The 11,992-nt window shown below is 61.8% G+C and carries 12 protein-coding genes and 1 tRNA gene; 10 read left to right on the forward strand and 3 right to left on the reverse strand.

Annotated features, from left to right (window positions below; all coding sequences use genetic code 11):
- The first annotated feature begins 6 nt into the window (after window positions 1-6).
- From AB5Y98_RS11270 to AB5Y98_RS11300, 7 genes are all read left to right on the forward strand, one after another.
- Window positions 7-1,104, forward strand: a complete 1,098-nt coding sequence (locus AB5Y98_RS11270) for a polyamine ABC transporter substrate-binding protein (RefSeq protein ID WP_005306618.1) — start codon at window positions 7-9, stop codon at window positions 1,102-1,104.
- Between the two features lie 116 nt (window positions 1,105-1,220).
- The gene (locus AB5Y98_RS11275) at window positions 1,221-2,306 is read left to right on the forward strand and encodes a polyamine ABC transporter substrate-binding protein (protein WP_017764857.1); all 1,086 of its coding nucleotides are present in this window, start codon (window positions 1,221-1,223) and stop codon (window positions 2,304-2,306) included.
- A gap of 75 nt (window positions 2,307-2,381) precedes the next feature.
- Window positions 2,382-3,536 (forward strand): polyamine ABC transporter ATP-binding protein, encoded by a 1,155-nt coding sequence (gene potA, locus AB5Y98_RS11280; protein WP_005306611.1) that lies wholly within the window; start codon window positions 2,382-2,384, stop codon window positions 3,534-3,536.
- On the forward strand, window positions 3,533-4,438 hold the full coding sequence (locus AB5Y98_RS11285; RefSeq protein WP_010635771.1) for an ABC transporter permease subunit: 906 nt from the start codon (window positions 3,533-3,535) through the stop codon (window positions 4,436-4,438). Before potA ends, AB5Y98_RS11285 begins: the two co-directional genes overlap by 4 nt.
- Complete coding sequence (locus AB5Y98_RS11290) at window positions 4,438-5,280, forward strand: ABC transporter permease subunit (protein WP_024942068.1); 843 nt, start codon at window positions 4,438-4,440, stop codon at window positions 5,278-5,280. Before AB5Y98_RS11285 ends, AB5Y98_RS11290 begins: the two co-directional genes overlap by 1 nt.
- A 49-nt stretch (window positions 5,281-5,329) precedes the next feature.
- Entirely contained in the window at window positions 5,330-6,034 is a 705-nt protein-coding gene (locus AB5Y98_RS11295; protein ID WP_368231923.1) for an MOSC domain-containing protein, read from the forward strand.
- A 155-nt stretch (window positions 6,035-6,189) separates the two neighbouring features.
- Window positions 6,190-6,266, forward strand: a tRNA-Pro gene (locus AB5Y98_RS11300).
- Window positions 6,267-6,606: 340 nt separating this feature from the next.
- Here AB5Y98_RS11300 and AB5Y98_RS11305 read toward each other — a convergent pair.
- A complete protein-coding gene (locus AB5Y98_RS11305) occupies window positions 6,607-7,134 on the reverse strand; it encodes a hypothetical protein (protein ID WP_005306599.1) in 528 nt (175 codons plus the stop codon).
- A gap of 124 nt (window positions 7,135-7,258) precedes the next feature.
- Window positions 7,259-7,723, reverse strand: coding sequence for a thioesterase family protein (locus tag AB5Y98_RS11310; protein WP_029306122.1), 465 nt, complete (start codon window positions 7,721-7,723; stop codon window positions 7,259-7,261).
- A gap of 133 nt (window positions 7,724-7,856) precedes the next feature.
- Between AB5Y98_RS11310 and recQ the strand changes: the two genes are divergently transcribed.
- A complete protein-coding gene (gene recQ / locus AB5Y98_RS11315; protein WP_368231924.1) occupies window positions 7,857-9,692 on the forward strand; it encodes an ATP-dependent DNA helicase RecQ in 1,836 nt (611 codons plus the stop codon).
- A gap of 88 nt (window positions 9,693-9,780) precedes the next feature.
- Here the strand turns inward: recQ and AB5Y98_RS11320 are convergent, their stop codons facing one another.
- Window positions 9,781-10,080, reverse strand: coding sequence for a cytochrome c (locus AB5Y98_RS11320; protein WP_368231925.1), 300 nt, complete (start codon window positions 10,078-10,080; stop codon window positions 9,781-9,783).
- Window positions 10,081-10,183: 103 nt separating this feature from the next.
- Between AB5Y98_RS11320 and AB5Y98_RS11325 the strand changes: the two genes are divergently transcribed.
- Together AB5Y98_RS11325 and AB5Y98_RS11330 are read left to right on the forward strand one after the other, a co-directional pair.
- Window positions 10,184-11,611: a YdiU family protein gene (locus tag AB5Y98_RS11325; RefSeq protein WP_368231926.1), complete on the forward strand. Its 1,428-nt coding sequence runs from the start codon at window positions 10,184-10,186 to the stop codon at window positions 11,609-11,611.
- Between the two features lie 10 nt (window positions 11,612-11,621).
- Window positions 11,622-11,909: a DUF3630 family protein gene (locus AB5Y98_RS11330; protein WP_368231927.1), complete on the forward strand. Its 288-nt coding sequence runs from the start codon at window positions 11,622-11,624 to the stop codon at window positions 11,907-11,909.
- The last annotated feature ends 83 nt before the right edge of the window (window positions 11,910-11,992 follow it).

An 11,992-nucleotide genomic window follows, 5' to 3' on the forward strand; every position in this document is an offset into this window, starting at 1 on the left:
AGGACGATGTCTTTCAAAACGGGAATGATTGCAGCCTCGGTGGCGCTGGTCATGATGAGCGGCGCGGCGATGGCCGAAGACAAGGTGTTGCACGTCTACAACTGGAGCGACTATATCGCGCCGAACACCCTGGAAGACTTCCAGAAAGAGACGGGCATCAAGGTGGTCTACGACGTGTTCGACAGCAACGAGGTGCTGGAAGCCAAGTTGCTGGCAGGCAGCTCGGGCTATGACATCGTGGTGCCGTCCAACCCCTTCCTGGCCAAGCAGATCAAGGCGGGCGTGTTCCAGAAACTGGACAAGTCCAAGCTCTCCAACTGGCAAAACCTGGATACCTCGTTGCTCAAGGCGCTCGAACCGAGCGACCCGGGTAACCAGTACTCCATTCCTTACCTGTGGGGCACCATCGGTTATGCCTACAACCCGGAGAAGGTGAAAGCCGTGCTGGGTGACAAGGCGCCGGTGGACTCCTGGGATCTGGTGTTCAAACCGGAAAACATGGCCAAGTTGAAGGAGTGCGGTGTCTCCTTCCTCGATTCGCCGACTGAAATGCTGCCAGCCGCCCTGCAATACCTGGGCTTCAAGCCGGACAGCCAGAAGCCGGACGAGCTGAAGAAGGCGGAGGAGCTGTTCCTCTCCATCCGTCCCTACACCGCCTACTTCCACTCCTCCAAGTACATTTCGGATCTGGCCAACGGCAACCTGTGCGTGGCGGTCGGCTATTCCGGTGACTTGCAGCAGTCCAAGTCCCGGGCGATCGAGGCCAAGAACGGCATCAATCTGACCTACGTGATCCCGAAAGAGGGGGCAGGCAGCTTCTTCGACATGCTGGCCATTCCGGCCGATGCCAAGAACGTGGAAGCGGCCCATGTATTCCTGAACTATCTGATGAAGCCCGAGGTGATCGCCCAGATCTCCGACGCCGTCAGCTATCCGAGCGGGAACAAGGCCTCTGTGCCGCTGGTGTCCGAGAAGATCCGCAACGATCCGGGCATCTACCCGAGCGACGAGACCCTCAAGAAGATCTACACCTTCCCGGATCTGCCGGCCAAGGTGCAGCGTCTGATGACTCGTAGCTGGACCAAGATCAAGTCAGGCAAGTAAGTGAAGAGTGCCCCTCCCGGTCCGCAGTTCGGCCGGGAGGGTGGTGACCCACCCGACAGGTTGGACGGCGCGTATGGATGCGCACTGGCAAATCACACATAAAGAGGACTGAGTAAGTGCACATGACCAAGATAGCTACGCTGGCCCTGACCCTGGGGTTTGCAAATCTGACCCAGGCAGCCCCTGTGGTTCATTTTTACAACTGGTCCGACTATATCGGCGAGACCACCCTCAGTGACTTCCAGCAGAAGACCGGGATCAAGACCGTCTATGACGTGTTTGACTCCAACGAGACGCTGGAAGGCAAGCTGCTGACCGGGCGTACCGGTTACGATCTGGTCGTGCCCTCCAACAATTTCCTGGCCAAGCAGATCAAGGCGGGGGCCTTCCAGAAGCTGGATCCCGCCCTGCTGCCCAATCTGGCCAACCTGGATCCCGTGCTGCTCAAGCAGCTCGACAAGGTGGATCCGGGCCATCAATACGCCGTGCCCTATCTGTGGGGCACCAACGGCATCGGTTACAACGTCGAGAAGGTCAAGGCGGTGCTGGGGGTCGACAAGATCGACTCCTGGGCGACCATCTTCGAGCCGGAAAACATGAAGAAGCTCTCCCACTGCGGGGTGGCCTTCCTCGATTCGGCGGACGAGATGATCCCGGCGGCACTCAACTATCTGGGGCTCGACCCCAACAGCCATGAGCCGGCAGACCTCAAGCGGGCCGAAGAGCAGCTGCTCAAGGTGCGCCCCTACGTGGCCTACTTCCACTCCTCCAAGTACATCGGCGATCTCGCCAATGGCAACATCTGCGTGGCGGCCGGCTTCTCCGGCGACATCCTGCAGGCGGCGGCGAGGGCCGAGGAGGCGGGCAAGGGGATCAAGATCGCCTACAGCATTCCGAAGGAGGGGGGAAACCTCTGGTTCGACATGATGGCGATCCCGGCCGATGCCACCAACGTGAAAGAGGCGCACGCCCTCATCAACTACATTCTCGAGCCTGACGTCATCGCCAAGGTGAGCGACTACGTGGGGTATGCCAACCCCAACAGCAGGGCGGGAGAGTTCATGGAGAAACGCGTGCGCGAAGACGAATCCGTCTATCCACCCCAGGCGGTGCTGGAACGGCTCTATGTGCAGCAGGCACATCCCCGTGCGGTGCAGCGTCTGATCACCCGGAGTTGGACCAGGATCAAGTCCGGAACCTAACCTTGGCGCCCGTCCCGGGGCGCCAGACTGTTTTATGGATCGGCCCCGGCCGGTATTACCTTTGGGAGTTTGGTAATGGCGATAGCCTCCAGTGCCTACAAGAAAGCCCTCGAGGGCAGCCAGCAACGCAAAGAAGTGCTGGTCAAGATAGACAGGGTAAGCAAGCAGTTCGATGAAACGCTGGCGGTCGACAACGTGTCCCTCAACATCCACAAGGGCGAGATCTTCGCCCTGCTGGGCGGGTCCGGCTCCGGCAAGTCGACCCTGCTGCGGATGCTGGCGGGGTTCGAGCGCCCCACCGAGGGACGGCTGTTCCTCGACGGCGTCGACATCACCGACATGCCGCCCTATGAGCGTCCCATCAACATGATGTTTCAGTCCTACGCCCTGTTCCCCCACATGACGGTGGCCCAGAACATCGCGTTCGGTCTCAAGCAGGACAACCTGCCTAAGGCGGAGATCGACGCCAGGGTGGAGGAGATGCTCAAGCTGGTGCAGATGACCCAGTATGCCCGCCGCAAGCCCCATCAGCTCTCCGGCGGCCAGCGTCAGCGGGTGGCGCTGGCGCGCTCGCTGGCCAAGCGGCCCAAGCTGCTGTTGCTGGATGAGCCCATGGGGGCGCTCGACAAGAAGCTGCGTTCCCAGATGCAGCTGGAGCTGGTCGAGATCATCGAACGGGTCGGGGTTACCTGCGTCATGGTGACCCACGACCAGGAAGAGGCCATGACCATGGCCGAGCGGATCGCCATCATGCACCTGGGCTGCATCGAGCAGATCGGCAGCCCGATGGATATCTACGAAACCCCGGCCAGCCGGCTGGTGTGCGAGTTCATCGGCAACGTCAACCTGTTTGACGGCCTGCTGGTGGAGGACGAGCAGGACCACGCCACCATCGCCTGCGCCGATCTGGAGCAGCCCATCTACGTGGGTCACGGCATCAGCTCCCGCGCCGAGAACAAGAAGGTGACCTACGCCCTGCGGCCGGAAAAGCTGCTGATGAGCCTGCAAAAGCCGGTGGAGATCGAGCATCCGGACTTCAACTGGACCAAGGGCGAGGTCTACGACATCGCCTATCTGGGCGGTCACTCGGTTTACTACATCCAGTTGCCCTCGGGCAAAATCGTTCAGGCTTTCATCGCCAACGCCGAACGCCACGGCAAGCGGCCGACCTGGGATGACCAGGTGTTCCTCTACTGGGAAGATGACAGCGGCGTGGTGCTGCAATCATGATGGCATTGAAACGACTGAAGTCGTTGGGGGGGCGGCAGCTGGTGATCGGCATCCCGTTCTTCTGGCTGTTCCTGTTCTTCCTGCTGCCCTTCATCATCGTCGTGAAGATCAGCTTCGCCGAAGCGGACGTGGCAATCCCGCCCTACACCGACGTGGTGAGCTGGGCGGACAATCAGCTCACCATACTGCTCAACATGGGCAACTACCTGCTGCTGCGGGAGGATGAGCTCTACATCGCGGCCTATCTCGGCTCCCTCAAGATGGCCCTGGTCAGCACCATTCTCTGCTTGCTGATCGGTTATCCCATGGCCTACTCCATCGCGCGGGCCAACAAGGAGACCCAGACCGTACTGCTGCTGCTCATCATGATGCCGACCTGGACCGCGATCCTGATCCGGGTCTACGCCTGGATGGGCATTCTCAGCAACAACGGCCTGCTCAACAGCCTGCTGATGGGCATCGGCCTCATCGATGAGCCGCTGCAGATCCTCAATACCAACCTGGCGGTCTACATCGGCATCGTTTACTCCTACCTGCCGTTCATGGTGCTGCCGCTTTACGCCAACCTGGTCAAGCATGACCAGAGCCTGCTGGAGGCGGCCTCCGACCTCGGCGCCCGCAACCTGACCCGGTTCTGGCGGATCACGGTACCGCTCTCCAAAAACGGCATCATCGCCGGCTGCATGCTGGTGTTCATTCCGGTGGTGGGTGAGTTCGTGATTCCGGAGCTGCTGGGCGGCCCCGAGACCCTGATGATAGGTAAGGTGCTGTGGCAGGAGTTCTTCAACAACCGCGACTGGCCAGTGGCCTCCGCGCTGGCGGTGGTGATGCTGGCGGTGCTGATCATCCCCATCATCCTGTTCAACCGTAACCAGGCCAAAGAGCTGGAGGGCAAGGCATGATGAGACGTTTCGGTTTTGCCAAGCTGATGCTGTGGCTGGGGCTGCTGTTCATCTACCTGCCCATGATCATCATGGTGATCTACTCCTTCAACGCCTCCAAGCTGGTGACGGTATGGGGGGGCTGGTCGCTCAAGTGGTACTTCGGCCTGCTCGACAACAAACAGTTGATCAGCTCCGTGCTGCGCTCGCTGGAGATCGCCTTCTACACCGCCGTCTCGGCGGTGGCGCTGGGGACGGTGGCGGCCTTCGTGCTGACCCGGATCCCGCACTTCCGCGGTCGGACCCTGTTCGGCGGCATGGTGACGGCGCCGCTGGTGATGCCCGAGGTGATCACCGGTCTGTCGCTGCTGCTGCTGTTCGTGGCCATGGCCCAGCTGGTGGGCTGGCCTGCCGAGCGGGGCATGGTGACCATCTGGATAGCCCACACCACCTTCTGTACCGCCTATGTGGCGATCGTGGTGTCGGCTCGGCTGCGGGAGCTGGATCTCTCCATCGAGGAGGCGGCCATGGATCTGGGGGCCAAGCCCTGGAAGGTGTTCTTCCTGATCACCATCCCGATGATTGCCCCCTCGCTGGCGGCGGGCGGCATGATGTCGTTTGCCCTGTCGCTGGATGACCTGGTGCTGGCGAGCTTCGTCTCCGGCCCGGGCTCCACGACCCTGCCGATGGAGGTCTTCTCGGCGGTGCGGCTCGGGGTGAAACCCGAGATCAACGCGGTGGCCAGCCTGATCCTGTTGTCGGTGTCGCTGTTCACCTTCGGCAGCTGGTATCTAATGGCCAAGGCGGAGAAACGCCGCCGTGCCGAGATCGCCATGACCACACAGATGCAGGCGGTCGCCTGACTCCTCACATGATAAGATCCGCATTCTCTCGTCAATCCGGAGGATGAGAATGCGGATCTCCATCTTTAGCGGCCAGGGTGCCGAACTGGTTCCCGGTCTTGTCAGTGCCATCCACAAACAAGCCACCACCATACCGCTCTGGTGCGGCGTCAGCGGTCTTGCGGGCGACGAACAGTGCGACCAGCGTCACCATGGCGGCCCGGATCGGGCGTTGCACTACTATCCCGCCGATCACTACCCCTGGTGGCACAACTGGCAGACGGCGCTGGGCCTGCCGGCCCCGCGTACCCCCTGGCAGCCCGCCGCCTTCGGCGAGAACCTCTCCGGGGTCGGGTTGACCGAGGCGCAGGCCTGCATCGGCGATGTCTATCGACTCGGCGAGGCGCTGATCCAGATAAGCCAGCCCAGATCCCCCTGTTTCAAGCTCAATCAGCGTTTCGGTTATGGTCAGTTGTCGCAGGTGATGCAGCTCAGTGGCCGCTGCGGCTGGTTGCTGCGGGTGCTGGAGGAGGGGATGGTGATGCCGCAGGAGAGGCTGGAGCTGGTGGACAGACCCTACCCTGAGCTCACGGTGAAGCGTACTGCCGATATCCTGTTCAATCAGCTACGCAACGAGGCGGACCTGCTGTTGCTGCTGGAAAATCCGGCCCTCTCGCCCAACTGGCGCAAGCATGCGGCGGACTGGCTGGAGCACGGCACGATTGCGGACTGGCAACGCCGGTTGCTGGGGCCTGAGTCGCTTCGTCTGCCCTGAGGCTGGGTTAGCGAAATGTCACCGTCCGGCTGCATTTCGGTAAAACGGCGAGGGGAGTGCTGAATAGTTGAGCGAACAGCACTTTTTTTCCTTTTTAATGCAAAAAAGGCTTGTGTCGGGTCGGGGCTTTCGGTAAATTCCCGTCCCGCAGACATCGGTGTGTAGCGCAGCTTGGTAGCGCACTTCGTTCGGGACGAAGGGGTCGGAGGTTCGAATCCTCTCACACCGACCACATTAGAAAAGGCCGCTCAATAGAGCGGCCTTTTCGCATTTGGCTTTCGCCTCAGCAGAGGCTGGCTCCAACGCTGGCAGTCGTCCGATGGTATGCGATGCTTTCCTGCCTCGCTGCCTCGCTGCCTCGCTGCCTCGCTGCCTCGCTGCCTCGCTGCCTCGCTGCCTCGCTGCCTCGCTGCCTCGCTGCCTCGCTGCCTCGTTTGCAGGATTGCCCGACAATAAAAGGGCCACCGCTCGGTGGCCCAGGGTGGAGTCTGATCCTAACTCCGGCACTCTAGATTGTGGCAATCTCTCGTTGGGTTCTGTCTATGGTGCCCTCCTTGCGCGCCAGGCGCCTGTTAGATATGCCAGTGCTGATGCCGCAATGCCTTGAAGCTGTGTTGAGGTTGCAAGGCCGCGTGCTTGGGGTACTCACTAATGAAATGTTCTATTCCCTCCATCAGTTGTTCGCGTAATGAAGACACGGGCTCATGCCAGGCTTGCAGGCACAGATGGCCAGGGATCAGCTGCTCCTGATAATCTTCCAGCAGCTGTTCTGGCCAGGGCTCAATACCGGAATTGCGTTGTAGCAAATAGTGGGCGGCGGGTTCACGGGCATAGATGAACTGAATCTGGGCCAGATCGCGTTGGCTTAGCGTTTGACTGTTGATATGACAAGTCAGGTATTTTCCCGTCTTCAGGTCCAAGAAGTGACCGCGTTGCCGACAGGCTATGATGCGATACCAGGGCAGGGGCGAACAGAGAGAGTATCCCTCAAGCTCCTGTTCCAGCCAGTGACGACACTCGGGTGTCTGCACCTCGTCGAGCATGGACTCGAGCTGCCTCAACAAGGCTCTGGATGGTTTGGTGGCCAGTTTCGCACTCATCGCCTGCAATCCTCCCTCTGCACACAATCCCGACTTTCAGTATGAACCCCGTGGCGGCAGAGGGGGTAAGGTTTCTAATGATTAAAATCAGATTAGCAGCGCTGTTTTTATGCAATGAGCGGGTTCAGCCCACCAGATAGGTGCCGGTACCGAAGGCGATATGGGTGCCCTCTTCGTTGTGCAGTTCCATCCGGGCAACGGCCACCTTGCTGCCGGCCCGGATGATGTGGGCAGTGGCGATGAACTCGTTGCCGCGCCCCGGCCGCAGATAGTCCACCCGCAGATCGATGGTGCCGAGGCGGGAGAAGCGCTCCTTGAGATAGCTGGGGGAGAAGTCTTCCAGCTCGTCGATGCAGGAGGCGGCGACTATCATGCCGCCGGCCACGTCGAGCAGGCTGGCGGTGACGCCGCCGTGCAGTATGTTGTGGAAGGGGTTGCCGATCAGCTTCTCCTCCATCTTGATACGCAGCTCCACCTTGTCGAAGTCGTAGTGGGTGACCTGCATGCCGATCAGCTTGTTGAAGGGCATCCTCTCGGCGAACAGGTTGGCAATGCCACTGAGCGCCATCTTCTTGAGCATCTGTTTCATTCCTTGAGTCCAATCCCTGTCGGCATAGCCGAGTAAAAACTCCAGCCAGTCTGCAACACTTCCTTAACAGTCGCAATGGCAGGTTTATTGTGGGCGGCGGCTGCTTTAGAATGGCGACCCCAAAGGAGAGCCCATGACCGTCATTGCCGAAACCCTGCCTGACCCTCAGCCAGAGAACCCCCTTGCCCTGTTGCAGGCGGTGTTCGGCTATCAGCAGTTTCGGCCGGGCCAGCTCGAGATCATCGAGCAGATAGTGGCGGGGCGCGATGCGCTGGTGCTCAAACCCACCGGCGGCGGCAAGTCGCTCTGCTACCAGATCCCGGCACTGCTGCGGCCCGGGCTCGGGGTAGTGGTCTCTCCCCTCATTTCGTTGATGAAGGATCAGGTGGACAGCCTGCGCGCCAACGGCGTAGCGGCGATCTACATCAACTCGGCCCTGAGCCGGGAAGAGATGATCCAGAACTTTGCAGCCATGCGGCGCGGCGAGATAAAAATCGTCTACGTCTCTCCCGAACGCCTGTTGCAGCACGAATTCATGGACCGGCTGGCGGAGTTGCCGCTCGGCCTGTTCGCCATCGACGAGGCGCACTGCGTCTCCCAGTGGGGTCACGATTTTCGGCCGGAGTATGCGGCACTGGGCCGGCTCAAGCAGTGGTTCCCCCAGGTGCCCGTGGTGGCGCTCACCGCCACCGCCGATGAGGCGACCCGCAGCGACATGCTGCACCGGCTGGAATTGCAGGATCCCTTTATCCACACCGCCAGCTTCGATCGGCCCAATATCCGCTACAGCCTGGTGGAGAAGTTCAAGGCGGCCGAGCAGCTGCTGCGCTATGTGCAGAGCCAGAAGGGCAACTGCGGCATCGTCTACTGCTCCAGCCGCAACCGGGTGGAGGAGGTGGCCGAGCGGCTCTCCCGCCACGGCTGCAAGGCGGCCCCCTATCACGCCGGTCTGCCACTCGAGCTGCGCCAGCAGACCCAGGAGGCCTTCCTCAAGGATGACATCGAGATAGTGGTGGCGACGGTGGCGTTCGGTATGGGGATCGACAAGCCCAACGTGCGCTTCGTGGTGCACTACGACATCCCGAAGAACATCGAATCCTACTATCAGGAGACCGGCCGTGCCGGGCGCGACGGCACCCCGGCCGAGGCGCTGCTGCTCTACGATCCCGCCGACATCGGGCGGGTGCGCCGGCTGCTCGACAACATCGAAAACCCCCAGCAGCTGCAGGTGGAGCAGTACAAGCTCAACGTGATGGCGGCCTTCGCCGAAGCGCAGACCTGCCGGCGTCAGGTGCTGCTCAACTACTTCGGCGAGTACAACGACAAGCCGTGCGGCAACTGCGATATCTGCCTCGATCCACCCAAGAGCTATGACGGCACCGAAGATGCCCAGAAGGCGCTCTCCTGCGTCTGGCGGGTGGGTCAGAACTTTGGGGTGGGCTACGTGGTGGAGGTGCTGCGCGGTTCGCTCAATCAGCGCATCAAGGATCACGGCCACGACAAGCTCTCGACTTACGGCATCGGCAAGGATCAGAGCCATGAGTACTGGATGAGCGTTATCCGCCAGCTGATCCACAAGGGGTTGCTGACCCAGAACATCACCCGCAACCTGGTGCTGCAGCTGACCGAGGCGGCCCGCCCCGTGCTGCGCGGCGAGGTGAAGCTGGAATTGGCGGTACCCCGCCTGCAGCCCATCTCCAGTCGCAAGGAGAAGCGCAACGGCCTGCTCGACAACGCCAATTACGACAAGCGGCTGTTCAAGGAGCTGCGCGCCCTGCGCAAGCAGATCGCCGAGGATGAGGAGGTGCCGCCCTACGTGGTGTTCAACGATGCCACCCTGGTGGAGATGGCGCAGCTCATGCCGATGACGGAAGACGAGATGCTGGCGATCAACGGCGTCGGTCACCGCAAGCTGGAACGCTTCGGCGAAGCCTTTATGGACCTGATCATCGACTACTGCCGCCGCTAGGGGAGATTAGCAAGGCGTCACCGATCCGGCAGACTCAGGCCTGGGCGGCACATCAGGGGAATGGCGCCCGTTGGCCGGACGCCGTGAATTATTTCAGGCTGGCGTAATAGGCTGCCAGGTCCTCTATGTCCGCATCGGTGAGCGGCGCCATGAAGGGCACCATCAAAGGTTCCTTGCGGCTGCCATCCTTGAAGGCCTTCAGCTGTTTCACCAGATAGGCGGCGTTTTGTCCCGCCAGATGGGGATAGTTGGGGACAAGGGCCCTGCCTTCGGCCCCATGACAGGCGGCGCATACGGCGGCCTTGGCCTTGCCAGCCTCGACATCGGCCGCCTGGGCCGGCCCCCACAACAACAGCAACAGGGGCAGGGCGCCCAACCATCTTTGCATCTTCTTCTCCTTGAAATGAAATAGCGCATCGCCCGTTAGCCACTGCTGGCCGACGGCGGTATAAAGAGTGACACGAGCATACGCAGGGACGAACCGCACCACCATGAAGCTGATCAACACTTTTGCCACCGAACTGCCCTGGGCCTGTGAGCCCGTCGCCCCCCAGCCATTGCATGCCCCCGGCCTGCTGCACCTCAACCGTGCGCTGCTCGGCGAGCTGGGGCTGGGGGCGGTGAGCGATGCCGACTGGCTGGCCTGCTGTGGTCATGGCCAGCCCTTGCCCGGCATGCAGCCGGTGGCCCAGGTCTATGCGGGCCATCAGTTCGGCGGCTACAGCCCGCGTCTCGGTGATGGCCGCGCCCTGTTGCTGGGGGAGCAGCTGGCGCCGGATGGCAGCCGCTGGGACCTGCACCTGAAAGGGGCGGGCAAGACCCCCTTCTCCCGCTTCGGCGATGGCCGTGCCGTGCTGCGTTCCAGCATCCGCGAGTACCTGGCCTCTGAGGCGCTGCATGCCCTCGGCATCCCCACCACTAGGGCACTGGTGCTGGTGGGCAGTCAGGAGCCGGTTTACCGCGAACAGGTGGAGACGGGCGCGACCGTGCTGCGCACCGCCCCGAGCCATCTGCGCTTCGGCCATGTCGAGTATTTCGCCTGGAGCGGGCAGGGGGAGAAGATCCCGGCCCTTATCGACTATGCGCTGCGTCATCATTTCCAGGAGCTTGCGAACGGGGCCGAGCTGTTTGCCGAAGTGGTGCGCCGCACCGCGCGGCTCATCGCCAAGTGGCAGGCGGCAGGCTTCTGCCACGGGGTGATGAACACCGACAACATGTCGCTGCTCGGGCTGACTCTGGATTACGGCCCCTACGGCTTCATCGATGCCTATGTGCCGGACTTTGTCTGCAACCACTCGGATCCGGGCGGTCGCTATGCGCTGGATCAGCAGCCGGCGGTCGGCTACTGGAACCTGCAGAAGTTGGCCCAAGCGCTGGCCGGTCACGTCGATGGCGACGCGCTGGCGTCGGCCCTGGCTCAGTACGAACACCAGTTGATGCTGCACTATTCCGAGCTGATGCGGGCCAAGCTGGGGCTGGCGGTGTGGGAAGAGGAGGATCCGGCGCTGTTTCGCGAGCTGTTCAGGCTGCTGGCGGCGCATAAGGTGGATTACCACCTGTTCCTGCGTCGGCTGGGGGCGCTGACCGCTCAGGGCGACTGGCCCGCCAGCCTGCTGGCTCTGCTGCCTGACCCTGCCGCCTGGCAAGGGTGGCTTGAGGCCTATCGGGCACGCCTCGCCCGGGAGGGGAGCGAGGACGCTGTCCGCAAGTCGCAGATGGATGCGGTCAATCCCAAGTATGTGCTGCGCAACGCGCTGGCCCAGCGGGTGATCGAGGCTGCCGAGCGAGGAGACATGGCGCCGTTCGAGCGGCTGTTTGCGGCCCTGCAGCACCCCTATGATGAACAACCCGAATACGAGGATCTCGCTACTCCGCAACCAGCATGGTATTGCGGTGGCGAGCTCTCTTGCAGCAGTTGAGGAGCAGCCGATGAACTGGCGGATCACGCAGATAGACAGGGAGGCCGGGGTGGTGACGCTGGTGCACCCCGCGCTCGACTGGGACAGCTTTCCAACCCTGGCCGATGCCCTGTTGCAGGAGTGGGAGCTGGTGGCGCTCGAGCGGGAGTGCGGCGCCGATCGCCACAGCTGGTTGCTGGAGTTCGAGGGGAGCCGCTTTCGGCTCGAGTACGAACACTACAGCGGCTGCTGGCTGGCGGCGGAGCAGCCGGCCGATGCCGAGGCGTTGCTCTGGCTGGCCCGCCAGCATCAGGGCTGAGCAGGCGCCTCAACCAACAGCATAAAGATTGAACTATCAATTTGGGGGCGTATAATCTCGCCCCTCAATTATCGCCAATGGTG

This window comes from Aeromonas sp. s3 (genome assembly GCF_040907805.1).
In the GTDB taxonomy this organism is placed as follows: domain Bacteria; phylum Pseudomonadota; class Gammaproteobacteria; order Enterobacterales; family Aeromonadaceae; genus Aeromonas; species Aeromonas dhakensis.

Excerpts from the sequence above, each read along its gene's own strand:
- AB5Y98_RS11330 (WP_368231927.1), top strand. The coding sequence starts at position 11,622 with ATGAACTGGCGGATCACGCAGATAGACAGGGAGGCCGGGGTGGTGACG.
- recQ (WP_368231924.1), top strand. The coding sequence starts at position 7,857 with ATGACCGTCATTGCCGAAACCCTGCCTGACCCTCAGCCAGAGAACCCC.
- potA (WP_005306611.1), top strand. The coding sequence starts at position 2,382 with ATGGCGATAGCCTCCAGTGCCTACAAGAAAGCCCTCGAGGGCAGCCAG.
- AB5Y98_RS11270 (WP_005306618.1), top strand. The coding sequence starts at position 7 with ATGTCTTTCAAAACGGGAATGATTGCAGCCTCGGTGGCGCTGGTCATG.
- AB5Y98_RS11325 (WP_368231926.1), top strand. The coding sequence starts at position 10,184 with ATGAAGCTGATCAACACTTTTGCCACCGAACTGCCCTGGGCCTGTGAG.
- AB5Y98_RS11295 (WP_368231923.1), top strand. The coding sequence starts at position 5,330 with ATGCGGATCTCCATCTTTAGCGGCCAGGGTGCCGAACTGGTTCCCGGT.
- AB5Y98_RS11290 (WP_024942068.1), top strand. The coding sequence starts at position 4,438 with ATGAGACGTTTCGGTTTTGCCAAGCTGATGCTGTGGCTGGGGCTGCTG.
- AB5Y98_RS11320 (WP_368231925.1), bottom strand. The coding sequence starts at position 10,080 with ATGCAAAGATGGTTGGGCGCCCTGCCCCTGTTGCTGTTGTTGTGGGGG.
- AB5Y98_RS11305 (WP_005306599.1), bottom strand. The coding sequence starts at position 7,134 with ATGAGTGCGAAACTGGCCACCAAACCATCCAGAGCCTTGTTGAGGCAG.
- AB5Y98_RS11285 (WP_010635771.1), top strand. The coding sequence starts at position 3,533 with ATGATGGCATTGAAACGACTGAAGTCGTTGGGGGGGCGGCAGCTGGTG.
- AB5Y98_RS11310 (WP_029306122.1), bottom strand. The coding sequence starts at position 7,723 with ATGAAACAGATGCTCAAGAAGATGGCGCTCAGTGGCATTGCCAACCTG.